The following is a 22154-nucleotide window of genomic DNA, read 5'->3' on the forward strand; positions in this document are numbered from 1 at the left end:
GCCATGCAACGCCGACACCTGCTGCAACTCATCGCCGCCACGCCGCTGGCCGGCGCCGCCGCGCGCGTGGTCGCCGCGCCCGCTGCCGAGGGCACCAAGCTGCTCGTCGTGTTCCTGCGCGGCGCCTACGACAGCACCAGCCTGCTGGTGCCCACCGCGAACAGCGACTTCTATTACGCCTCGCGGCCCAACATCGCCATCCCCCGGCCCGGCACGCCCGACGGCGCGTTGCCGCTCGAGGGCGGCGACTGGGGCCTGCACCCCGCGCTCGCGCAGAGCGTGCTGCCGCTGTACCAGCGCAAGCAGGCGGCCTTCATCGCCTTCGCCGGCACCGACGACCTCACGCGCAGCCACTTCGAGACGCAGGACGCCATCGAGCTCGGCGTGGCGCCCGACAACGCACGGCGCGACTACCGCTCGGGCTTTCTCAACCGGCTGGCCGGCGTGCTCGGCGCCGGGCCGCTGGCCGACGTGTCGCCCATCGCCTTCACCGACCAGCTGCCCATCGTGCTGCGCGGCGACGACGCCAAGGCCGCCAACATGGCGCTCGCGGGCGTGGCGCGGCAGGCCCTCGATGCGCGGCAGAGCCAGATCATTGCGTCCATGTACCGCAACACCGCGCTCGCGCAGCCCGTGGCCGAGGGCTTCCAGGTGCGCGACGAGGTGGTGCGCGCCATGCAGGCCGAGATGGACGCCGCGAGCCGCAACGCCATGAGCCCCAAGGGCTTCGAGCAGGTCGCGCGGCGCATGGCGCTGTTGATGCGCGAGCGCTACGACATCGGCTTTGTCGACGTCGGCGGCTGGGACACCCACGTGGGGCAGGGCGCGGCCAAGGGCTACCTGGCCAACCGTTTCGAAGAACTGGGCCGCGGCGTGGCGGGCTTCGCGCAGGAGATGGGCGAGCCTGCCTGGCGCCAGACCGTGGTGGTCGTCGTCAGCGAGTTCGGCCGCACCTTCCGCGAGAACGGCAACCGTGGCACCGACCACGGGCACGGCACCGTGTACTGGGTGCTCGGCGGCGGCCTGGCCGCGCAGGCGGGCGGGCGCGTCGTGGGCGAGCAGCAGCCGCTGACGCAGGCCACGCTGTTCCAGAACCGCGACCACGCGGTGCTCAACGAATACCGGGCGGTGCTGGGCGGGTTGTTCCAGCGGATGTACGGGCTGTCGCCGGCGCAGGTGGCGCGGGTGTTCGGCGGTGCGGCGGTGAAGGACCTGCGGCTGGTCTGATGGCCCCACGGGGGCGGGCCGCACCGTCTCTTTCACGATCTCCTTTTGGACCTTGTGTCCGCCCCTTCGCCTTGAGGCCGCACAGGCATGCGCCGCTGCGTTTACCCAATTTCGGGGATGGCTTTGGCGCAGGTTAATTACAAAAATAGACATTCAGAAACAATTGGGCGCTCCAGCCGGAGAGCGGGTTTCTCCAAAAAGGCGTCGGATGCTTTCCAAGCGAGTGAGTTCTTACGGGCGCTGCAGCGCCATGGCCGGTGTGATCGTCCTGCTGGCGGCCTGCGGCGGTGGTGGGGGAAGCGGCGGTGGCGCGGGTTTCCTGCCGATCGTCGCGCCGGCACAGCCGCAGCCCGAGCCGGCGCCTCCCGTGGTCGTGACCCACACGGTCGGCGGCACCGTCACTGGCCTCACCGGCAGCCTGGTGCTCCAGAACAATGCGGGCGACGACCTGAAGCTCACGGCCGATGGCAAGTTCACCTTTACCACCGCGCTCGTCGAAGGTGCGGCCTACGAGGTCAGCGTACGCACCCAGCCGCTGTGGCAGTTCTGCACCGTCAGCAAGGGCAGCGGCAAGGCGGCGGCCGACGTCGGCGACGTGGCGGTCGCGTGCTCGGCGGTGCAGGCGCAAGTGTCCACGTTCGCCGGATCGGGTACCACCGGCTCGGTCGATGGCAACGGGACCGCCGCATCGTTCTACCTCCCGTACAGCGTGGTCGTCGGCAAGAGCGGCGGCCTGCTCGTGTCCGACGTAGGAACCAATCTCGTGCGAAAGATCTCGCCTGCCGGCGATGTCTCGATCTTTGCGGGCGGCGGTGCCGGTGGTGGCTCGGGGGATGGCAACGGCACGGCCGCATCGTTCGCGGGGCTGGCCGGTCTTGTGCTGGATGCTGCGGGCAATGCCTATGCAACGGAATTCAACGGCAACCGCATCCGCAAGATCACGCCGGCAGCTGACGTGACCACGTTCGCCGGGAACGGCAACAGCAGTTCGCTCGATGGTCATGGCACTTCCGCCACGTTCAATGCACCTGCGTCGGTCGCTACAGATGCCGCCGGCAACCTCTACGTGACCGAACTCTTCGGCGCCGTCATTCGCAAGATCACGCCTGCTGGCGACGTCACCACGCTGGCCGGTTCGGGTGCGCTGGGTTTCGCCGACGGCACCGGGAGCGCGGCGTCTTTCAATATGGCCTACGGCATCGCGGTCGACGCGGGCGGGACCGTCTACGTTGCCGATGGCGGCAACAACCGCATCCGCAAGATCACGCCCGGTGGCGCGGTCACGACGCTGGCGGGTTCGGGCCAGGCCGGGGCGGCCGACGGGGCCGGCAACTCGGCATCTTTCCACCAGCCGAGCGGCCTGACGGTGGACAGCGACGGCATCATCTACGTGGCCGACACGGGCAACAGCCTGCTGCGCAAGATCACGCCGGCGGGCGTGGTCTCCACGATCGCCGGCCAGCCTGGTGTGCTGGGCGCGCAGAACGGCATCGGCACGGCAGCCACGTTCAAGCAGCCTTATGGGGTGACGGTGGATGCTGCTGGCAATCTGTACGTGGCCGACACCTTCAACAACCTGATCCGCAAGGTCACGCCGGTTCGCACGCCCTGATCCCGAGGCATCGCGTCAGTGTCGGTGAGGGCAGGGGCCGCCACGCGACGGCCACGCCACCGAGAATCGGGGCATGCCTCACGCCGTCTCCCTCCTTCGCGCCGCGCGCCTGGCGCGCAGCGCCAAGCCCTTTCTTGCCCGTGGCGGTTTCAAGCGCGAGCGCTGTGCGGGCTGCCGCCTGGTGCCCAGCCACTGCATGTGCGCCGTGCGCCCTCCGGTGGCCACGCGCGCGGGGGTGTGCCTGCTCATGGCCGACATCGAGCCGCTCAAGCCCACCAACACGGGGTGGCTGGTGGCCGATGTGGTGGCCGACACCTTCGCCTTCGGCTGGGCCCGCACCGAGACCGATCCCGCGCTGCTGGCGCTGCTGGACGACCCGCAATGGCAGCCCTACGTGGTGTTCCCGGGGCAGTACGCGGCGCCCGAGCGCGTGGTGCTGGGCGTTCCTTCGTCGCCTGATGCGGCCGGTGGCGGTGTCGCGAAGCGTCCGCTCTTCATCCTGTTCGATGCGACCTGGGCCGAGGCGCGCAAGATGTTTCGCCGCAGCCCTTACCTCGACCGGCTGCCGGTGCTGAGCCTGCAGCCCGAGCAGATCACGCAGTACAAGCTGCGCAACTCTGGCCGCGGCGACCACTTCTGCACCAGCGAGGTGGCGGCGATGTGCATGGACCTGGCCGGCGAGCAGGCCGCGCAGCAGACGCTGGACGCCTACCTGGGCGTGTTCACGCACCACTACCTGTGCGCGAAAAACCAGCAGCCGGTCGCGTGGGACGGCGCCGCGCACCAGCGGCTGCGCGAGGTGGCCGCGCGGCGCGATCAGGCCGCCTGAGATGGTCCGTCTCAGCGCAGGTCGAACAGCGCCGCCGCGTTGCCCCAGGCGATGCGCTGCGCCACGGCGGGCGGCAGGTCGCCCAGCCAGGTGCGGTAGCCGCGCATGATCTCGTCGTAGGCGCTCCAGCGCTGGTTGACCCAGGTGTCGGAGCCGACCATGAAGCGATCGGGGTGCTTGAGGATCAGCGCGCGCCATTCGGGGCACAGGCGACCGCCTTCGCAGGTCAGGCCCGGGCGGTACGAGAGTTCGCCCATCAGCAGCGGGTAGCGCTCCAGCATCGCCTGCACGCGCTCGACCGGCGTGCCGCCGATGCCGGTGTGGGCCCAGATGAGGCGCAGCGCGCGGCCCTTCGACGGTGCGTTGGCCATCAGCAGGTCGACGGCCACGTCGTCCACGTGCGCGAGTACGGCGAGTTTTTTCTCCTCGGCCAGCGCGATCAATTTCTTCGCCACGGGGCCGTTGGCGTTGGCGCTTTCGTACAGGTGGAATTCGCCGAGCCCGCGGTAGGGGCCGCTGGCGGTGCCGCGCGCCAGTTCGGCCAGCACCATCTCGTGGATGCTTTCGTCGCGGAACCAGTTGTTGTAGTCGTCGCGGTTGCGGTACAGGCGCACGAAGGGCACCACGGTGACGCCGGCGGCGCGGGTCTCGCGTGCGGCGGCCAGGGTCTGCGTGCCGGCATTGGGCCGCGAGTTCGCGATGATGGCCTTCACCTGGTTGCGCTGCATGCGCGCGAGCGCCTCGGTGGGCGGGAAGGGGCCGGCGGTGCCGTCCCAGGCTTCCTGGTTGTAGTGCAGGTGGGTGTCGAACAGCGGGCCGTCGTAAGGCGCGGCGGTTTGCCCGTGGGCTTGGGACAGGGCCAGGGCCGCGCAGGCGGCGAAGCGGGCAATGAAGCGCATGGGGTTCTCGCGGTGGGGGCCGGGGAGCCGGATTACATCACCCCGGATCACCGCATCGGCACAGCCGCGCCCTTGTCGCCGGGCGCGACCTCGAGGCGATCGCGCGGGCCGGCGTCAGCTGCCGGCCGGGTGCGTCGTCGCCTTGCGGCTGCCATCCAGCGAGTACAGCTGCGGGCGGTCTTCCACCGCGACCGCCACTGCCTCGGTGCCGTGCTCCGCGGCGCGCGGTTGCCGGTACAGCTCGTTCTCGAGCCGCCGGGCACGTTCCGCGTACATGCGGGCGAGGGCGCTGTGATGCTCTGCGGCAGCCTGGTGTTCGATGCGTGCCATCTGCGCCTCTTCGAGCAGTGCCGAGGCACGTTTCAAATAGGCCGTGTGGGTGGGCCGAAACAAGAAGTCGAACATGGTTTCACACTCCTTTCCGCTGCAACAACGGTGCAATCATTGTGAACGAATGGCCTCAAAACGCCATCGCTTCCTGTGGCTGCGACGCATCGAAGAAGCGTTCTGTTTCACTTGAGTCAGACAGAATCGGTGGCAGAGAGAGGGTTCGATCACCGATGAGCAATGAGGTTCGTTTTTGTCTGGAGTACCGGCTCGCCGAAGGCGGGCCCGCGCATGCCGTGCAGACCGCGTGGATGGTCGATTCACCGGCCACGCGTGCGCAGATCGAGGAAATGATTGTCAACGCGCGCGCGATGAATGCCGCGCAGGCGAAGTGGTGGGTGGAGGAGCGGCAGGGCGGCGACGCCCCGCGCTGAAACGGCCGGCAGGCCTCAGTCGCGCATGTTCGCGAACTTCACCAGCGTCGCGTACTTGGCCGTGTCCTCGCGCATGATCTGCCCGAGGTCTTCCTTGCCCGTGGCGGGAATGGAGCCGCCTTCTTCCAGCCGTCGGCGGATCGCCGGGTCGGCCAGGCCGGCCTGCAGCGCCGCGCGCAGGCTCTGCACGATGGGCGCGGGCAGGTCCTTCGGGCCCGCGAGCGCGAACCAGCCGCTCAGCTCATAGCCTTTGAGCTGCGGATGCTCGCCGAGCGCCGGCACCTGCGGCAGGCCGGGAAAGCGCTTGGCCGACGAGACACCCAGCGGCACGATCCGCCCGCCCTGCAGGAACGGCGCCGCGGCGGTGGGCGACACGATCGCGAAGTCGAGCGTGCCGCCGACCAGGTCGCTCGTGAGCGGCGCGGTGCCGCGGTAGGGAATGTGCGTGAGGAACAGGCCCGCGCGCTGCTTGATCTGCTCGCCCACGAAGTGCAGCGTCGAGCCCACGCCCGAGCTGCCGTAGCTGTACTTGCCGGGGTTGCGCTTGGCCAGCGCGATGAATTCGTCGAGGTTCTTCACGCCCACCTTCGGACTCGCCACCAGCAGCACGGGCGCGAAGGCGAGCAAGCTGACCGGGGCCAGGTCTTTCACCGGGTCGTAGCGCTGTGCGGGGTTCACCAGCACCGTGGCCGCCATCTCGTTGCTGGAGCCGGCCAGCAGCGTGTAGCCGTCGGCCGGGCTGCTCACCGCGCGCTGCGCCGCGACCACGCCCGCGGCGCCGGTCACGTTCTCGACCACCACCGTCGCGCCGAGCTTGGCCGACAGGATGTCCGCCGCCACGCGCGCGGCCATGTCGACCGAGCCGCCCGGCGCGTAGCCGACCAGCAGCTTGATGGGCTTGGCGGGGTAGGTACCCTGCGCGAACGTGGGGGCTGCGGCACAGAAGGCGGCGGCGCTGAGCGCGCTCAAGACCACGCGGCGCGAAACGGAAGAAGAAGCAAGACGGGTCATCGCGGTTCCAGTACGAAAGAGTGGGAAAGGAGAAGGCCCGCTCAGGCCTGCGCGGCGAGGAAGCGGCGTACCAGCTGCACCCAGTAGCTGGCCGCGATCGGCAGGATCGCGTCGTTGAAGTCGTAGCCGGGGTTGTGGACCATGCAGCCGCCGGTGCGGTGGTGCTCGCCTTCGCCGTTGCCCACGATCAGGTAGCTGCCGGGGCAGCGCTCCAGCATGAAGGAGAAGTCCTCGCTGCCCGTGAGCGGCGCCAGCGGCGGCAGCAGGCCGTCGTCGCCCAGCCAGTCGCGCGCGACCTGCCGTGCGAAGCGCGTGGACTCCTCGTCGTTCACCAGCGCGGGGTAGCGCCAGTGGTAGTCCACCTCGGCCTTCACGCCGAGCGTGGCCGCCTGTGCCTGCGCCAGCTCGGTGATGCGCTCGCGCAGCATGGCGCGGATCTCGGGGCGGTAGGCGCGCACCGTGAGGCGCATCTGCACGCTGTCGGCAATCACGTTGGGCGCGTCGCCGCCGTGGATCGCGCCCACCGACACCACCGCCATCTCGCGCGGGTCGACGTTGCGCGACACGATGGTCTGCAGCGCCACGACGATGTGCGCCGCCGCCACCACCGGGTCGGCCGACAGGTGTGGCGCCGAGCCGTGTCCGCCGCGCCCCGTCACCGTGATCGTGACCGAATCGGACGAGGCCATGAACGAGCCTTCCTTGAAGCCGAACTTGCCCGCCGGAAAGCCGGGCATGTTGTGCAGCGCGAAGATGGCGTCGCAGGGAAAGCGCTCGAACAGGCCTTCTTCCACCATGCGGCGCCCGCCGCCCAGGCCTTCCTCGGCCGGCTGGAAGATCAGGTGCAGCGTGCCGTCGAAGTTGCGCTCCTGCGCGATGACGCGCGCGGCGGCCAGCAGGATGCTGGTGTGGCCGTCGTGACCGCAGGCGTGCATCTTGCCGGGCACCTGACTGGCATAGGGCAGGCCGGTGGCTTCCTGGATCGGCAGTGCGTCCATGTCGGCGCGCAGGCCCAGGCGCCGCGTGCCCGTGCCGCATTGCAGCGTGGCGACCACGCCGGTGCCGGCCAGGCCGCGGTGCACCTCGTAGCCCCAGTCGGCCAGGCGGGTGGCCACCAGTTCGCTGGTGACGTGCTCTTCGTAGGCCAGCTCGGGGTGGGCGTGGATGCGGTGGCGCAGGCCGACCATCTCGGGCGCGACCTCGCGCACGGCGGGCAGCACGCTCTCGAGGGCGGCGGCGTTGTCGACGGTGTAGGTCGTCATGGGGGAATCTGTCTCCTTGCTGTCTTGCGGCGAGTCTAGGAATTCGCTGCCCGCCGGGGCAGACAGGCGCCGCCATGCGGAGGTGGGCGGCGCCTGTCGCCACCGATGGCTGCGGATAATCGGCCGCCATGAAGCTGCACCAGCTCCGCTATCTCGCCGCCGTCGCCTCCGAAGGCAGCATCCGCGCCGCCGCGCGGGCGCTGGGCGTCACCCAGGCCACGGTCACGCAGGGCCTGCGCGAACTCGAGGCGCATGCGCAGGTGGCGCTGTTCACGCGCCACGGCGGCGGCATCGCCTTCACGCCGGCCGGCCTGGAACTGCTGGAGCATGCGCAGCGCGTGCTGGCCCAGCTGCGCCAGGCCGAAGACACGCTCTCACGCCACCGCGACACCGGCGCGCAGCAGCGCCTGACCGTGGCCATCACGCCCTGGATCACGCAGACCCTGCTGCCGCGCGTGGTGTCGCTGTTCCGCGAAGAGCTGCCGCACGTGCAGCTCGAGATGTTCGACGGCCTGTCGGCGCTCAGCTACCCGCGGCTGCGCGAAGGCAGCCTCGACCTGCTGATCGGCCGCATCGGCCCCGACGAGGCGATGCAGGGGCTGCAGTCGCAGCCGCTGTTCCGCTACGACATGACGGTGGTGGCGCGCCGCGGCCATCCGCGGGCTGGCGCGCAGTCGATGGCCGAGCTGCTGCAGGACGACTGGGTGCTCAACTTCACGCCGGGCGAGGGCGCGAGCTTTCTCGACAACCTGTTCCGCCAGCACGGCCTGGCCGCGCCCGTGCAGCGCATCCAGCTGGCCCATTCGCCGTCGATGATGCTGGGCCTCGTGCGCAAGACCGACATGCTCACCTTCTGTCCCTGGCCGCTGGTGGAAACCGAGAGCCTGCGCCATGCGCTGGTGACCTTGCAGCTGCGCGAGCGCTTCCACAGCAACGTCGTGGGCATCGTGCGCCGCGCGCAGGAGGCGCCGTCGCATGCGGCGGCGCGCTTCATCGCGCACTTCCTGGCGCAGCTGCCGGCGTGGCAGGCCTCGGACGATCCGGAGCTGCGGCGGGTGCTGCACTCGGTGGATTTCATCGAGGCGGCACCGGACGGCCCGTTGCCTCACCCGTGATAGTCGCTCCACGACATGCGCACCATGCCCGGTGGCGTGGGCGTGCCGGCTGAGGCCAGCGTCACCGGCGGATCGTCGTCCACGCGGCTTTTGGCGCGCGAATCCCAGTCGTCGAGAAAGACCTGCTGGTAGTACTGCGCCACTTCGTCGTTGTGGATGATCAGCCCGGCGTCGCGGTTGCGCAGCACGCCGTCGCCCGACCAGTTGGTGCTGCTCACCAGCACCGCCTGGCCGTCCACGATGATGCCCTTGTTGTGGATGCTGCCCTGGACGCGGAACACGTCCTGGTTGCAGCCCGCCTCGACCAGCTTGCGGATGTTGTCGGCCGCGCTGGTGCTGCCCAGGATGATGCGCAGGTCGAGGTCCGGCTCGGTGCTGCGCTCTGCAAGCTTGCGCAGCAGCGCGCGAAAGTCGGCGTCCTTGTCGGCATCGCTCCAGGTGATGTAGGCGAACTGCAGGTACAGCGAGGTCTGTGCGCTGTCGATGAGCGCGTTGATGTGCGGCAGGTAGTTGTCCGGCGTGAGCACGGGCTGGACTTTCACCGTGGTCTTCACCGCCGGCAGTCGCGCGGGTTCGACCGGCACGACCGGCCCCGCGAAGGCCACGGCCTGCTCCAGCAGGTGGTCCAGCGGCACGAACACGTCGGGCAACGTGAGCTTGGGCGCCACGTCCAGCGCCGCGTCGGCCGCGCCGTCGGCTTCTTCCTTCTCGGAGGCCTTGAGGTCGTGCAGGATGTACTTCTCGAACACCTTCGAGAGCGCGGCGTCGCTGCAGATCACGTGCCATTCGCGGTTGCCCTTGCTGAACATGCCCTTGGCCTGCGCGGGCGTGGCCACGGGGTCGATGTCGGGCTGGCTGCGCTTGCTCCAGTTGCCGCTCGAGAGCCAGAAGGCCTTGTGGTCGCGCACCGCCACTTTCTCGTGGTACGCGCTGGCGAAGCGGCGGCCCTTGCCGCACTGCACGAGCCAGCCGGTGAAGTCGGCCTCCTGCTGCAGCTTGCGCAGCTTCTTGCGGATGACCTGCTCTTCTTGCGTCATGCCGTCGTCCCAGCTCAGCGCCGCCGCGATGCCGCCGTCGCGCACGAGGTCGATGAAGACCTGGGCGACGTGGTCGGCGTTGAAGTCGTACATCGCCACCGACAGCGAGCGCGTGGTGCCCTCGAGAAAGGGCCGCAGCACCGGCCACCCCGCATCGGGGCCGACGTGGCACAGGAAGGGCTGCTTCACGTTGTAGACCTTGTCGATGGGCTGGCCTGCCGGCGGCTTGTAGACGAGGTTGACGGCGGCTTCGGCGAGCGCGTTCACCGTGTCCTCGAAGTCCGTGCTGGCGGCCAGCTGCCGCGCGGGGTCGGCCTGCATCACGCAGACGCGGTACGGCCCGAGCTGCCGGGGCGCGCGCTCGGCCACGGGCACCTCCGACAAGGGCCGCTTGCGGTCGACCAGCACGATCACGGCGGGCTCGCGCAGGAAGCGGCCGTCGACCAGCGGAAAGCCCGGCTCCGCCGCCACGTAGCCGGGCAGGGCGGCCAGCTGCACCTGGTGGGTGGCGATCACCGACCGGACCGCCGCGCGCGCGGCATCGTCGAGCACTTTCATGGAAGCTCCTTGGGCTGGGTGGTGGGGCACGCGTGTGCGGGCGCCTGCCGGCATGGCATGCGCGAAGGCAGCGACCCGGGTGGGTCGCGTGTCAGGAGATGTTGGGCAGCCGGCGCGACAGCTCGACCGACTCGACGGCCGGGTCGGCTTCGAGCTGCTGGAGCTTGTCGATCGGAATCTCGGCCGAGAACAGGCCCGGCGAAATGTCGGCGCGCGCGGCGATGTAGTCCGGGCGCTCGGCGCCCTCGCACAGCTTGACCAGCACGACGACGCGCTCGCCCGACACCGGCGCGGGGGCGGCCGAAAAGTCGAGCTTCTTGAGCGAGCGCAAATCGATGGGCATGAGAGGGCAGATGGGGGCCAGAACACAGATTACACCCCCCGCTCGGGTTCGGCACAACCGCACCGGGCGTGGGGGTCATGGCTGGATCGTCAGATCGCGCCGCTGCTGGCGCGGCCGTCGCCGCGCTGCGGGTCCCAGCCGGCCGGCCCGCCGCCGGGCTTGACGCCCGCCTTCAGCCTGGCGCGGATGTCGGCGATGGTCAGCTTCTTGCCCGTTTTGTGGGCCTTGGCCAGCATCAGCGCGACCAGCCCCGTCACCGCCGGTGCCGCCATGCTGGTGCCCGACTTCTTCACCATGCCGTCCTTCGTGCGCGACTGCGCGGCCTTCACCTGCACGCCGGGGGCGCTGACCTCGGGCTTGGGCCGGCCGTCGCGCGTCGGGCCCGCGCTCGAGAAGCTGGCAGCGGGCTCGCCCGTCTTGCGCGCGTCGTAGGCGCCGACCACGATCGACAGTTTTCCTGTCGACAGCGAGCCCAGCAGGTGCGACTTCACCGGCTGGCCGAAGTACGACTGGCCGCTGTCCAGGCGCTCGAGCCAGGCGTGGAACGGCACGTCGTCGGCGGCCAGGGCGTGCAGCCGCACCTTGAATTCGCCGTCGGGCCAGTTGGGCGCCAGCCAGATGCCGATCACGTTGTCCTTGTTGTTCGGGTCGGTGATGCGGCTGCTGAGGAATGCGGCGATCTCGCCGTTGCCTGCACCGAGCGGAAAGTTTTCGCCCGGCGCCACGCTCGCGAGCACCTCGCCGTCGGGGCCCAGCAGCTCGGCGCGCAGGCGCTGGCTGCCGCCGTACCAGAGCTCGAACTCGCCGCCCTTGCCGTTGACCAGGGTCCACGACACATCGAGGTGCCCGTTGCCGGGTACGGTGCCCGCCGTGTGCGTGTTGTCTTCCTGCGAATTGCCGGCCGCCAGCACGATCGCGCGGTTGGGCTTTTGCGACACGAGCGCGTCGAAGCCCTGCTCGACCAGCGAGGTGCCGTCGTGCGGGCCGCCGTTGGTGCCCAGGCTCAGGTTGACGACGCAGGGCCTGTCGCCGGCGCGGTCGAAGATGAACTTCACTGCTTCGAGCATCTGCACCGAATCGCCGAAGGAGCTGAACACGGCGTTGTGGCCGGTCCATGCGATGTCGCGGGCCGACATCTCGACGAAGATCAGGTCGGCCTTGGGCGCCACGCCGGGTTGCAGCGAGCCCCGGCCGTTGCCGCCGGCGATGTCCATCACGTGCGTGCCGTGCGAGCCCGGGCTGCCCGGCATGCCCGCGCCGGGGTCGTAGCCCAGCGCCTTGTACGGGTCGGACTTCTTCAGCGCCTTGTCGATGTCCGCCGCCTCGAAGAGCCGGCCGTAGCCGTAGGGGCTGTTGGCCTTGGCCGGCGCGCCTTGCTGCCACAGGGCCAGCAGGCGCGTCTTGCCGTTGGCTTTCAGGAAGTTCTGGTGCGCGAAGTCGCCGCCCGAATCGACCACGCCGATCACCACGCCGGCGCCACCGGCCGTGCCGGCGAGCGCGGGGTTGTCGGCCTGCACGCCCATCGACGCGATGGTGTTGTTCAGCGCCGGCAGCACGGGCTGCGAGGCCTTCATGCTGAGCACGGCCGGATGCTGGCGGATGGCCTCGGCCTTGCCCAGCGGAATGCGGCCCGTGACGAGCACCGTGCCGTCGTCGGCGGTGCCGATGTCGGAGCCCGCATCGACGTCGGGAATGTCCGCCCACTCGGCATGGCTGGTGACGCGTGCCACCACCGGCACCGAGTCGCCGTCGGCGGACGAGATGGGCATGCTCTGCTTGCCCGCGCGGCGGTTCATCACCGCCAGCTGCAGGCGCGGGTCCATCGAGGTCTCGACGTCCATCGGCAGGCGCTGGAGTTGCGCGAGCCCGAAGGTCGACACCGGCGAGAGCCGCGTGCACAGCGCGTCGGCCGTGCCGGCGAGCGCGGCGGTGAGGGCGGGGGAGGCCTCGCCCGGCAGGTGGCCCGCGGCGGGCGCATCGGCCTGTTGTGCCGACTGCGCCACCATCGCGGCGGCCATCTCCGGCGGAAGGTCGACCCAGCTGTTGAGGAGCTTGATCTGGCCGGTTACGTGGAGCCGCACGCTGCCGGACGACAGCGCCGGCGTCAGCACCCCGTGCGGCATCCTGGGGACTTTCGTATCAGCGGGCGAGAGCTTCTTCGCGGCGACGCGCTTCTTGGCTGGGGCCATCGGTCGGATCTCCTTGCGCAGGGGGACGGGTGGGTACCGCGAGGTGTAGCAGATTGCCGTGTCATCTGTCACCCCGGCTTGGGCAAGGAGGCGGTCAGAATCGCCGCATGAAAGTGATGTTCAAGCTTCTGTTCGCGTACCTGGTGGCGAGCCTGCTGTCGACCGGCCTTGCGCTGGTTCTGTTTCCGCTGCACGCGCATGTGCCTGCGGTGGTGGTGCTGCTTGCGTTTCCGCTGGTGCCGTGGACCCTGCTTGGCAACCTCGCGAGCCAGGGCTTCAGGGCCAGGGAGGTGTTGCCGCTGTTGGTGTTCGTGCTGGCGTTCGGCAGCGTGGCCTGGCTGATGTTGCGCACGTCATCGAAGGCCGCGCAGCGATAGCAACGCCGGGCTCACTTCGTCCCGATCTCGAAGACATCGCCGTTCGTCGGCGTCGCGTTCTCGTGGTAGATGTCGTAGAGGTACTGCGCCAGGTCGGCCGGCGCCACGTCCGGCGGAATCGCGAGCTGGGCGAGGCCCAGTTTTCCGTCGGCGCCGACCCAGTGGCTGCGCCAGCGGGCATCGGTCATTTCGACGCGCAGGGTGCGGCCGAACACGTTGAAGAGGTGGCGCATCGTTTGGGCTCCGGGCATGCACGAAAAGAGATGAGGGGACAGCCACTGTAGCGCCCTCGTCGTATGCACAATGGGCTGAATCGCCCGTCACATCCACTCCAGAGTCCGCATGGCAGACCTCAACGTACGCAAGACCTACGAAGCGGCCGTGGCCGAGCTGGGGCCTGCCGCTGCTCGGATGCTGGCCGACGGTGTGAGTGAAGAACAGGTGGCGCACTGGATCTTCGCGCAGCGGGACGATCTGAAGCTGCACTACCGCGCGCTGACGCCCTCGCACGAGCTGCAGGCCCTCGAAGCCAGGTCGCACAGCCGCTACGGCAACACGCTGGGCCCGTCGATCGAGCAACTGCGAAGCGCGGGCAAGTCGTGGCGGGACATCATCGATTCGGCGGCGCGGCCGGGGACTCACTACCGCCAGGGCGATTGATCGTTCGTTCGCTACGTGCCGCTGCGCCAGCGCCCGGAGTTCGCGCAGACCTCGGCCTGTTCGCCGTTCACCCGCACCTGTTCTTCATCGAGCTGCGACCCGGTGAGCGGATCGACATCGAAGTCGACGCCCAGCAGGCGCGCCACCTGCGCGTCTTCGATCGACAGCTCCCAGGTCAGGAACAGCTGCGTGCGATCGAGCGAAGACGGGAAGTCGGCCGCATCGAAGCCGTGGTCGCTGCCGCGCGGCACCACGGCGTGGGGCTGGCCCGTGTCGAACAGCAGGGCCGTGCCCCGCGTGAGCGCGATGCGGTGGCCGGTGACGGGGAAATGCACGTCCAGGCCCTTGTCTTCGCTGAGGAACAGGTTGCAGAAGGCCGCGCCGCCGTACTGCGCACCGTCGTGGTGGTAGCGGGCGCCGCGGCAGGCCATCAGGGCGACGTCGCTGGCGGGCAGCAGCGACGCGGGCAGGCCTAGCGTGCCGAGCCAGCCGGACATCGCCTGCACGCACTGCGCATAGTCGGGCCAGCGCGTGCGCGCACGCGCCAGCGGCATCGGTTCGACATCGCCGGGTTCGAGCGGCACGTGGGTGGCGATCTCCCGTTGCCAGTCGGCCACGAGGCGGGCCGGGGGCTCGGGCACGTCGAGCAGGGCAGCGTGCACGATGCCGCTCACGCTGCGGCTGCGCAGCGTGTCGCCGTGCCAGAAATAGGAGGTCAGCAGGTCGTGCATGCGGGGGCTTTCAAGGCACGGAGGGTACACGCGGCGCGGCGCCGGGCACCGGGGAGCGACGGCCGATGCGGCATACTCCCACCCCCTCCCAACTCGCCAGAATTCCGCTGAATGGACAAGGAAGTCGACCCCTCCGTGCTCGCCGCCATCGATGAGATGCGGCTCTCCGGACCGCGCCTCACGCCGGTCGAAATCGTCGCCAAGATGGGGGTGTTCGACGCACGCGACAAGCCGTTCGAGCACGCCTGGCTCGCCACCGGCGACAACGTCATCGCCACCATCTGGGGCGAGTACGTGAGCGTGGCGGCCGGTGGCCGCTGGTTCTACCTGGAATCGCTCGACGCCCAGCGCCGCCCCGGTGGCGGCGTGCGCAGCGCCCAGCAGGCGCAGCGTGCCAAGGACCGCCTGGCCCTGCTCAAGCGCACCTTCGACGCCGGCCAGGGCTTCCGCGCCGTGCTGCAGACCAACCGCGTGGCCATTGCCGAGCTCGAAAGCAACAAGAGCGCCAAGGTATCGACCCGCGTGCGCGACGACGCCGAATGGCACGTTGCGAGCTGGGAACCCGAGCAGCAGCTCGCGGTGCTGGTGCGCGGTGCGCGCGGCTGGGTGCCGACCGAGGCCGACATCACGGCCGCGAAGGCCCGTGGCGGCGTCGCGGCGGATGACGACGCCGACGCGGCCCCGGCCGGTCCGACCACGACCGACGCCGTGCAGGCCGCCGCCATGGCCTATGTCATGGGCCACTTCAAGGGCTACGGCTACAACGCGGAAGACGTGACCAGCAAGGCGCTGGGCTACGACATCGAGGTGTCGAACGCCAAGGGCGCGATGCTGCTCAAGGTGGTCGTGAAGGGCACCGCCCCGGCGCTGCCGACCTTCGCGCTCACGCCCGAGGAAAGCCTGTGCGCCGTGCGCGAGCCGCTGTGGCGCCTGCTGGTGGTGGCCGACGCGGGCAGCGCGACGGCGGCGCACAAGATCTACAAGCCGACCGAAGTGGACCAGGCACCGGGCTTCCAGCGCAAGGCCTGACGGGCCTCCCGGGCAACGCCGCGGCCGCACCGGCGCGCCGCGGGCGTTTCCAAATTCTTACAACTGAGCCCCCGGAAACCCGTCGTTTCCAACGGTAAAGTTCCGCCGTCCGGCGCGAACAGTTCGTGCCTTCGCCCCCTCTGTTCGCCCCCTTCATGTCCAACCTCATCGTGCACGGCGGTACGCCCCTTCGCGGCCGCATCATTCCCTCCGCCAACAAGAACGCGGTGCTGCCGGTGCTGTGCGCCACCTTGCTCACCGGCGAGCCGCTGCGGCTGCACGGGGTGCCCGACATCACCGACGTGCGCAAGATCCTCGACATCTTCCGCACGCTGGGCAGCGAGGTCCGCATGGACCACGAGAGCGGCACGCTCGAGCTGCACCACCGCGCCACCACCTTCGATGCGGCGCTCCACCGCCTGCCCGAGGAAATGCGCTCGTCGATCATGCTGGTGCCGCCGCTGCTGGCGCGCTTCGGCGTGGCGCGGCTGGAAGACAACGTCAAGGGCTGCACGCTGGGCGTGCGCGAGATCGATCCGCACGTCGAGGTGTTCCAGCGCTTCGGCGGCCAGGTGGAGCGCACCGAGGGCTCGCTGCTGGTGTATGCGCCCGGCCGGCTCACGCCCACCGACCACTGGCTCGACTACGCCTCGGTGACGACCACCGAGAACTTCGTGCTGTGCGCGGCCGCCGCGGACGGCACCTCGACGCTCACCAACGCGGCCTCGGAGCCGCACGTGCAGGAGTTCTGCCGCTTCATGGCCATGATCGGCGTGCGCATCGAGGGCATGGGCACCTCGCGGCTCACGGTGCATGGCGGCGGCACGCTGGGCGGCGGCGAGTTCCGCTTCGACGAAGACTTCCACGAGATCACCACCTTCCTGGCGCTGGGCGCGATCACCGGCGGCGACGTCGTGGTGCGCAACAGCGCGCCGGGCAACTTTCCGCTCATCGACCGCACCTTTGCCAAGTTCGGCGTGCAGATCGAGCATGCCGACGGCTGGTCGCGCGCCATCCGCAGCGGCCCGCTGAAGGTGCAGACGCCGTTCACCAGCAACGTGCTCACCAAGGTGGAGGCCGCGCCATGGCCGTACTTCCCGGTCGACCTGCTGCCGATCTTCATTGCGCTGGGCGTGCGCGCGCAGGGCAACGCGATGTTCTGGAACAAGGTGTACGACGGCGCGCTGGGCTGGACCGGCGAGCTGTCGAAGTTCGGCGCGCACGTGTTCTCGTCCGACCCGCACCGGCTCATCACCTTCGGCGGCCACGCACTCACGCCGGCGGTGGTCGAGAGCCCCTACATCATCCGCGTGGCGATCGCGCTGTTCATGGTGGCCGCGAGCATCGAAGGCAAGTCCGAGATCCGCAACGCCACGCCGATCCGGCGCGCGCATCCGCGCTTCGTGGAAAACCTGCGCAGCCTGGGCGTGCAGGTGGAGTGGACCAGCGAGGAGTGAGCCTGCGGCAGGCAGCGCGCTGCTGCTGCTGACCTGTCCCGATGACCCCGCGGGCGCCGCGCTCAACGGCTTGGCCGGACAATGCCGTGCATTCGACACACGGACACAGGAGCGCACCCCGAATGACGACGTTGCAACAGATCCTCGGCACCGAACTTCCCTTGATCCAGGCGCCGATGGCCGGCGCGCAGGCCAGCGCGATGGCGATCGCGGTGTGCAACGAAGGCGGCCTGGGGTCGCTGCCCTGCGCGATGCTCGGCCCCGACGCGATGCGCAGCGAACTCGCGGCGATCCGCGCGGGCACCGACAAGCCCTTCAACGTCAATTTCTTCGCCCACACCCCGCCCACGCCGGACGAGGCACGCGAGGCCGCCTGGCGCGCCGCGCTGGGGCCGTACTACGCCGAGTTCGGCATCGATCCCGCGGGCATCCCGACCGGCCCCGGGCGCAACCCCTTCAGCGCCGAGGTGGCCGACCTGCTGGCCGAGTTCAAGCCGCCGGTGGTGAGCTTCCATTTCGGGCTGCCGCCCGAGCCGCTGCTGGCCAAGGTGCGCGGCTGGGGCGCGAAGGTGCTGGTTTCGGCCACCACCGTCGACGAGGCGCTGTGGCTCGAGGCGAAGGGCGTCGACGCGGTCATCGCGCAGGGGCTGGAGGCCGGCGGGCACCGCGGCCATTTCCTGTCGCACGACCTCACGAAACAGCTTGGCACCTTCGCGTTGCTGCCGCAGCTGGTGCGCGCATTGAAAGTGCCGGTGATCGCAGCCGGCGGCATCGCAGATGCCGACGGCGTGGCCGCGGCCATGGCGCTGGGCGCGGCCGGCGTGCAGGTCGGCACGGCCTACCTGCTGACGCCCGAGGCCATGACCAGCGCGCTGCACCGCGCGGCGCTGAAGAGCGAGGCCGCGCGCCACACGGCGCTCACCAACCTGTTCACCGGCCGACCGGCGCGCGGCATCGTCAACCGCGTGATGCGCGAGCTGGGCCCCATCGGCCCGGCGCCGGAATTTCCGCTCGCCACCTCGGGCATCGCGCCGCTGCGCGCCAAGGCCGAAGCGCAGGGCAGCGGCGATTTTTCTCCGCTGTGGTCGGGGCAGAACGCCACCGGCTGCCGCGAGGTGTCCTCGGCCGAGGTCACGCGGGCGCTGGCCAAGGGCTTTCGCTGAGCCGCGCCGTCCGTCATTTTTTTCGAGCCCTTCCGACCCATGACATCGCTCCATCTGCCCCTGCAGTTCCTGCACCATCCCGCACCCTCGGGCGGCCCTGAACCCTGGCTGCTCGTGCTCATGCACGGCGTGGGCAGCAACGAGCAGGACCTGTTCGGCCTGGCGCGCATGATGCCGCCGCAGTTCCACGTGCTGAGCCTGCGCGCGCCGTACGTGCTGTCGCCCGGTTCCTACGCGTGGTTCGAGTTCCAGGTGCTGGCCGACGGCGGGCGCCGCATCGACGAAGAACAGGAGCGCGAAAGCCGCTTCCTCATCGGCGAGATGGTCACGTCGGCGTCGCAGCAGCTGGGCATTCCGCCCGAGCGCGTGGTGGTCGGCGGCTTCAGCCAGGGCGGGATCATGTCGCTGTCGCTGCTGCTCACGCAGCCCGAGAAGCTGCGCGCTGCGCTGGTGTGGCACAGCCGGCTGCTGCCCGAGGTGGTGCCGCACATCGCGCCCCCCGAAGCCTTCGCGGGCAAGGCGCTGTGGGTGAGCCACGGCAGCGCCGACAACGTGATTCCGCCGAGCGCCGCACAGGCCACGCGCGAGCTGGCGCGCGGGCTGCCGCTGGCGCTGTCGGGCTCGGACTTTCCGGGCGCGCACGAGATCCGCCCGGCCGAGCTGCAGGGCACGCTGGCGTGGCTGCAGGCGCTCAGCGCGCCAACAGCCGCGCCCTGACCATCGCTTCCATCTCGTCGATCCAGGCATCCCCCGCCGCGTTGTCGGGCTGCACCAGCAGCCGGTAGCGGCGCCCGCCCCAGGCCGCGGTCAGCAGCGCCTGCACGGTGGCGGGCGAGGGTGGCGGCTGCAGGTCGTGGCAGGCGGCGAAGGCCTGCGTCCAGCGCGCGAGCAGCTCGTCGTACACGCGCCGGTGGTGCTTGGGCTCCGCCACGCGGTGTTCGAGCATCAGCATCTCGTGGTCGAAGGCGGGCAAGCCGTCGATGCGCGTGTCGCAGGTGAGGCGCACGAGGCGCTGCGTGCGTTCGCGCCAGTCGATGTCTGAAGGCGCGATCACGTCTTCGTCGAGCCGCGCCAGCAGCGCCTCGACGCAGTGGCGCACATAGCCCGAGAGCAGGGCGTCCTTGTCGGGAAAGTAGTCGTAGAAGGTGCCGACGGCGATGCCGGTTTCGAGCGCCACGGCGCGCGTGGTCACGCCCTCCCAGCCCTGCGCGCGCCAAATCCGAACAAAGGCGTCGTAGATGGCCTGCACGGTGAACTTGCTGCGCGCCTGCGTGGGGCGTTTCAGGGGCTTGGAGCGGGGTGCGGCGGGCATGGACCGGGTTTCCGAACCCGCGGCGAAGCGGGCCGTCCTACAGTTTGCGAATGAACAACGCATTCACTTTAACCCGCCTCGAAACGCGCAAGAACGCACTCGGAACCACCCGCATCGTCACCTCGGAAGACGCCGGCACTCTGCAGCCGGGCGAGGTGCTGATGCAGATCGAGCGCTTCTCGCTCACCACCAACAACATCACCTACGCGGCCTTCGGCGATGCGGTGATGAAGTACTGGCAGTTCTTTCCCACCGGCGACGCCGACTGGGGCCACATGCCGGCCTGGGGCTTTGCCGACGTGGTGGCGTCGAATGTCGAAGGCGTGGCGGTGGGCGAGCGCTTCTACGGCTACTTTCCCATTGCGAGCCACCTGCGCATGCAGCCGGTGCGCGTGACGCCGCGCGGCTTCTACGACGGCGCGGCGCACCGCAGCGAACTGGTGTCGGCCTACAACCAGTACATGCGCTGCAGCCACGACGCGGGCTACGTCGCCGCGCTGGAGGACTACCAGATGCTGGTGCGTCCGCTGTTCATCACCTCGTTCATGCTGGCCGACTTCCTCGAAGACAACGCCTTCTTCGGCGCGAGACAGGTGGTGGTGTCGAGCGCGTCGAGCAAGACCGCGTTCGGCACGGCCTTCTGCCTCGGCCGCCGCGAGGGCCTGCAGCTGATCGCGGCCACGTCGGAAGGCAACCGCGCCTTCGTCGAGGCGCTGGGCTGTTACGACCGCACGGTGGCCTACGGCGAGATCGCGTCGCTGGCGGCCGACGTGCCCACGCTGTACGTCGACTTCGCGGGCCACGACGACCTGCGCGCCACGGTGCACCACCATTTCGGCGAGTCGCTGGTTTACGACTGCTATGCGGGCTCGGCGCAGAAGACCGAATTCCTGGGCGACACCAGCGCGCTGCCCGGCCCCACGCCCAAGCTCTACTTCGCGCCCGTGCAGATCCGCAAGCGCAATGCCGACTGGGGGCCGCAGGAGGTCAATCGCCGCTTCAACGACGCGCAGGGCCGCTTCATCGCCGAGCTGAGCCGCCCGGGCAACCGCTGGATGACGCTGGCGCAGGGCCGTGGCTTCGCGCATGCGCAGGCCGTGATCGCCGACCTGCACGCGGGCCGCGTCGATCCGCGCGAGGCGCATGTGGTGCGCATCGGCGGCGCGTGACGGGCTGAGCGACTGAACTTCGGCGCGGGTGGGGCGTCACAGGGGGTTACGAGAACGTGGCGATCGTGCGGGCCGTGCAGGCCATCCTGGTGCACCATTGCCTTTCGTCTCCCCACTGCCATCCCGCAAAAGGAAACCGCCCATGTCCGATGCCGACTCCCCCCGCGACACCCCTGAATTCCGACCCCGCAAGGAAGCGCCGATGGGCACCATCGTCGGCCTGGCGCTGGTCGTGCTGGTGGCGGCTTATTTCGGCTGGCGCTGGTACCAGCAGCAGCAACTGGCGCCGCTGCCGACCGCGCCCGTGGCCGTCGCCCCGACCGACGCGCCCCCCGAGCCGCCCAAGGCCGAAGAGCCGAAGGGCCCGCAGAACCCGGTCGAGGCGCTGGCCCCGCCCGATGCCGCGTTGCCCGCGCTGGCCAGTTCCGATGCGCGCGTGATGAAGGCGCTCACCGAGCTGCTGGGCGGCAAGGCCGTCGCGGCCTACCTGCAGTCCGACGGCGTGGTGCGGCGCTTCGTCGCCACGGTCGACAACCTGCCGCGCGAGCAGGCGCCCGCCAGCAAGTGGCCCGTGCAGCCCGCGCCGCAGCGCTTCATCACCGAGGGGCCGCAGCAGGGCGGCGTGCAGACCGTCGCGGCGAACAACGCCGCGCGCTACAACGGCATCGTGATGCTGGCCGGGTCGGTCGATCCGGCCAAGGCAGCGGCGGTGTATGCGCGGCTGTACCCGCTGTTCCAGCAGGCGTACGAAGAGCTGGGCTATCCGGGCCGCTATTTCAATGACCGCTTCATCGCCGTGATCGACCACCTGCTGCAGGCGCCCGAGCCCATCGGCCCGGTGCAGGTGAAGCTGGTCGAGGTGAAGGGCGACATCCCCTCGCAGCGGCCCTGGGTGCGCTACGAATACGCCGACCCGAAGCTCGAATCGCTCTCGGCCGGCCAGAAGATCCTGGTGCGCATGGGGCCCGAGAACGAGCGCAAGATGAAGGCCAGCCTGCGCGGGCTGCGCGCGCAGATCGCCACCGGCGAGATCGCGAAGAAGAAGCAGCCCTGAGGCGCGATGCACTGACAGCGCCCCGCCTGCACGCCCTGTAGGCGCGGGCCGATTGCATGCGGCGCGAAGGGTCGAGATGATTTGCGCTTACGACTTCGAGGGCAAGCCATGAACCTGATGAGCGTCGATCTTTACCAGAGCACCACCGACCCCGGGAAATTCCTGGCGCTTCCCGCCGGCACCGACCCGACCGAACTCATGGGCCCGATGACCTTCGATCGGGACTACGCGCACATCAAGCGCTACCAGGCGGCCTTCGCGTTCGATCCGTCCGAAACCTACGCGGGCGTGAACGCAGCGAAGATCGCCGCGGACCTGCTCACCGTGAAGTGGGCGATGTACCGCCGCGAAGGCTGAAC

At 69.8% G+C, this 22154-nt stretch carries 24 protein-coding genes; 14 read left to right on the forward strand and 10 right to left on the reverse strand.

Annotation, left to right across the window (positions count from 1 at the left end; genetic code table 11):
• Window positions 1-3 precede the first annotated feature (3 nt).
• The 3 genes from AC07OX_RS25240 (at window position 4) to AC07OX_RS25250 (ending at window position 3668) form a co-directional block, all read left to right on the forward strand.
• Window positions 4-1227 (forward strand): DUF1501 domain-containing protein, encoded by a 1224-nt coding sequence (locus tag AC07OX_RS25240; protein WP_495262202.1) that lies wholly within the window; start codon window positions 4-6, stop codon window positions 1225-1227.
• 208 nt (window positions 1228-1435) lie between these two features.
• Window positions 1436-2839: an NHL repeat-containing protein gene (locus tag AC07OX_RS25245; RefSeq protein WP_495263253.1), complete on the forward strand. Its 1404-nt coding sequence runs from the start codon at window positions 1436-1438 to the stop codon at window positions 2837-2839.
• A gap of 73 nt (window positions 2840-2912) precedes the next feature.
• The gene (locus tag AC07OX_RS25250) at window positions 2913-3668 is read left to right on the forward strand and encodes a tRNA-uridine aminocarboxypropyltransferase (RefSeq protein WP_495262200.1); all 756 of its coding nucleotides are present in this window, start codon (window positions 2913-2915) and stop codon (window positions 3666-3668) included.
• 11 nt (window positions 3669-3679) lie between these two features.
• Here the strand turns inward: AC07OX_RS25250 and AC07OX_RS25255 are convergent, their stop codons facing one another.
• Together AC07OX_RS25255 and AC07OX_RS25260 are read right to left on the reverse strand one after the other, a co-directional pair.
• A complete protein-coding gene (locus tag AC07OX_RS25255; RefSeq protein WP_495262199.1) occupies window positions 3680-4567 on the reverse strand; it encodes an amidohydrolase family protein in 888 nt (295 codons plus the stop codon).
• Window positions 4568-4681: 114 nt separating this feature from the next.
• The gene (locus AC07OX_RS25260; RefSeq protein WP_062474377.1) at window positions 4682-4972 is read right to left on the reverse strand and encodes a hypothetical protein; all 291 of its coding nucleotides are present in this window, start codon (window positions 4970-4972) and stop codon (window positions 4682-4684) included.
• 155 nt (window positions 4973-5127) lie between these two features.
• Between AC07OX_RS25260 and AC07OX_RS25265 the strand changes: the two genes are divergently transcribed.
• Window positions 5128-5328, forward strand: coding sequence for a hypothetical protein (locus AC07OX_RS25265; protein WP_062474379.1), 201 nt, complete (start codon window positions 5128-5130; stop codon window positions 5326-5328).
• Between the two features lie 15 nt (window positions 5329-5343).
• Here the strand turns inward: AC07OX_RS25265 and AC07OX_RS25270 are convergent, their stop codons facing one another.
• Together AC07OX_RS25270 and AC07OX_RS25275 are read right to left on the reverse strand one after the other, a co-directional pair.
• Complete coding sequence (locus AC07OX_RS25270; protein WP_495262198.1) at window positions 5344-6339, reverse strand: Bug family tripartite tricarboxylate transporter substrate binding protein; 996 nt, start codon at window positions 6337-6339, stop codon at window positions 5344-5346.
• Window positions 6340-6380: 41 nt separating this feature from the next.
• Window positions 6381-7601, reverse strand: coding sequence for a M20 aminoacylase family protein (locus AC07OX_RS25275; protein WP_495262197.1), 1221 nt, complete (start codon window positions 7599-7601; stop codon window positions 6381-6383).
• Between the two features lie 128 nt (window positions 7602-7729).
• On the opposite strand from AC07OX_RS25275, the gene AC07OX_RS25280 reads away from it, so the two are divergent.
• Complete coding sequence (locus tag AC07OX_RS25280) at window positions 7730-8716, forward strand: LysR family transcriptional regulator (protein WP_495262196.1); 987 nt, start codon at window positions 7730-7732, stop codon at window positions 8714-8716.
• Here the strand turns inward: AC07OX_RS25280 and AC07OX_RS25285 are convergent.
• The 3 genes from AC07OX_RS25285 to AC07OX_RS25295 all read right to left on the reverse strand — a co-directional run bounded on the left by AC07OX_RS25285 (window position 8707) and on the right by AC07OX_RS25295 (window position 12843).
• Window positions 8707-10311, reverse strand: a complete 1605-nt coding sequence (locus tag AC07OX_RS25285; protein WP_495262195.1) for a phospholipase D-like domain-containing protein — start codon at window positions 10309-10311, stop codon at window positions 8707-8709. The genes AC07OX_RS25280 and AC07OX_RS25285 overlap by 10 nt on opposite strands.
• 91 nt (window positions 10312-10402) lie before the next feature.
• A complete protein-coding gene (locus tag AC07OX_RS25290; protein ID WP_307694038.1) occupies window positions 10403-10654 on the reverse strand; it encodes a cell division protein FtsQ/DivIB in 252 nt (83 codons plus the stop codon).
• 89 nt (window positions 10655-10743) lie between these two features.
• Window positions 10744-12843, reverse strand: coding sequence for a S8 family serine peptidase (locus AC07OX_RS25295; protein WP_495262194.1), 2100 nt, complete (start codon window positions 12841-12843; stop codon window positions 10744-10746).
• A 107-nt stretch (window positions 12844-12950) separates the two neighbouring features.
• Here AC07OX_RS25295 and AC07OX_RS25300 point away from each other — a divergent pair, with 107 nt between their 5' ends.
• The gene (locus AC07OX_RS25300) at window positions 12951-13220 is read left to right on the forward strand and encodes a hypothetical protein (RefSeq protein ID WP_495262193.1); all 270 of its coding nucleotides are present in this window, start codon (window positions 12951-12953) and stop codon (window positions 13218-13220) included.
• Window positions 13221-13231: 11 nt separating this feature from the next.
• Here the strand turns inward: AC07OX_RS25300 and AC07OX_RS25305 are convergent, their stop codons facing one another.
• Window positions 13232-13453 carry a DUF7661 family protein gene (locus AC07OX_RS25305; RefSeq protein WP_139703893.1) on the reverse strand — a complete coding sequence of 74 codons (222 nt, stop codon included), beginning with the start codon at window positions 13451-13453 and terminating at the stop codon, window positions 13232-13234.
• 109 nt (window positions 13454-13562) lie between these two features.
• Here AC07OX_RS25305 and AC07OX_RS25310 point away from each other — a divergent pair, with 109 nt between their 5' ends.
• Entirely contained in the window at window positions 13563-13880 is a 318-nt protein-coding gene (locus AC07OX_RS25310; RefSeq protein WP_495262192.1) for a hemagglutinin, read from the forward strand.
• Window positions 13881-13891: 11 nt separating this feature from the next.
• Here the strand turns inward: AC07OX_RS25310 and AC07OX_RS25315 are convergent, their stop codons facing one another.
• Complete coding sequence (locus AC07OX_RS25315; RefSeq protein WP_495262191.1) at window positions 13892-14611, reverse strand: hypothetical protein; 720 nt, start codon at window positions 14609-14611, stop codon at window positions 13892-13894.
• A 111-nt stretch (window positions 14612-14722) separates the two neighbouring features.
• On the opposite strand from AC07OX_RS25315, the gene AC07OX_RS25320 reads away from it, so the two are divergent.
• The 4 genes from AC07OX_RS25320 to AC07OX_RS25335 all read left to right on the forward strand — a co-directional run bounded on the left by AC07OX_RS25320 (window position 14723) and on the right by AC07OX_RS25335 (window position 18977).
• Window positions 14723-15640 carry a protein NO VEIN domain-containing protein gene (locus AC07OX_RS25320; RefSeq protein WP_489057223.1) on the forward strand — a complete coding sequence of 306 codons (918 nt, stop codon included), beginning with the start codon at window positions 14723-14725 and terminating at the stop codon, window positions 15638-15640.
• A 155-nt stretch (window positions 15641-15795) separates the two neighbouring features.
• On the forward strand, window positions 15796-17097 hold the full coding sequence (locus tag AC07OX_RS25325; protein WP_307636945.1) for a UDP-N-acetylglucosamine 1-carboxyvinyltransferase: 1302 nt from the start codon (window positions 15796-15798) through the stop codon (window positions 17095-17097).
• Window positions 17098-17219: 122 nt separating this feature from the next.
• Complete coding sequence (locus AC07OX_RS25330) at window positions 17220-18260, forward strand: NAD(P)H-dependent flavin oxidoreductase (RefSeq protein ID WP_495262190.1); 1041 nt, start codon at window positions 17220-17222, stop codon at window positions 18258-18260.
• Window positions 18261-18299: 39 nt separating this feature from the next.
• Window positions 18300-18977 (forward strand): alpha/beta hydrolase, encoded by a 678-nt coding sequence (locus AC07OX_RS25335; RefSeq protein WP_070059384.1) that lies wholly within the window; start codon window positions 18300-18302, stop codon window positions 18975-18977.
• On the opposite strand, the gene AC07OX_RS25340 is transcribed toward AC07OX_RS25335, so the two are convergent.
• Window positions 18952-19572: a TetR/AcrR family transcriptional regulator gene (locus tag AC07OX_RS25340; protein ID WP_495262189.1), complete on the reverse strand. Its 621-nt coding sequence runs from the start codon at window positions 19570-19572 to the stop codon at window positions 18952-18954. The two genes, AC07OX_RS25335 and AC07OX_RS25340, sit on opposite strands and share 26 nt — an antisense overlap.
• A gap of 50 nt (window positions 19573-19622) precedes the next feature.
• Here AC07OX_RS25340 and AC07OX_RS25345 point away from each other — a divergent pair, with 50 nt between their 5' ends.
• From AC07OX_RS25345 to AC07OX_RS25355, 3 genes are all read left to right on the forward strand, one after another.
• Complete coding sequence (locus AC07OX_RS25345) at window positions 19623-20741, forward strand: DUF2855 family protein (RefSeq protein ID WP_495262188.1); 1119 nt, start codon at window positions 19623-19625, stop codon at window positions 20739-20741.
• 142 nt (window positions 20742-20883) lie between these two features.
• On the forward strand, window positions 20884-21795 hold the full coding sequence (locus tag AC07OX_RS25350) for a DUF3014 domain-containing protein (RefSeq protein WP_495262187.1): 912 nt from the start codon (window positions 20884-20886) through the stop codon (window positions 21793-21795).
• Between the two features lie 108 nt (window positions 21796-21903).
• Entirely contained in the window at window positions 21904-22152 is a 249-nt protein-coding gene (locus tag AC07OX_RS25355) for a hypothetical protein (protein WP_062474407.1), read from the forward strand.
• Window positions 22153-22154: the final 2 nt, after the last annotated feature.

The organism is Variovorax sp. GW821-FHT09D07 (assembly GCF_059416345.1).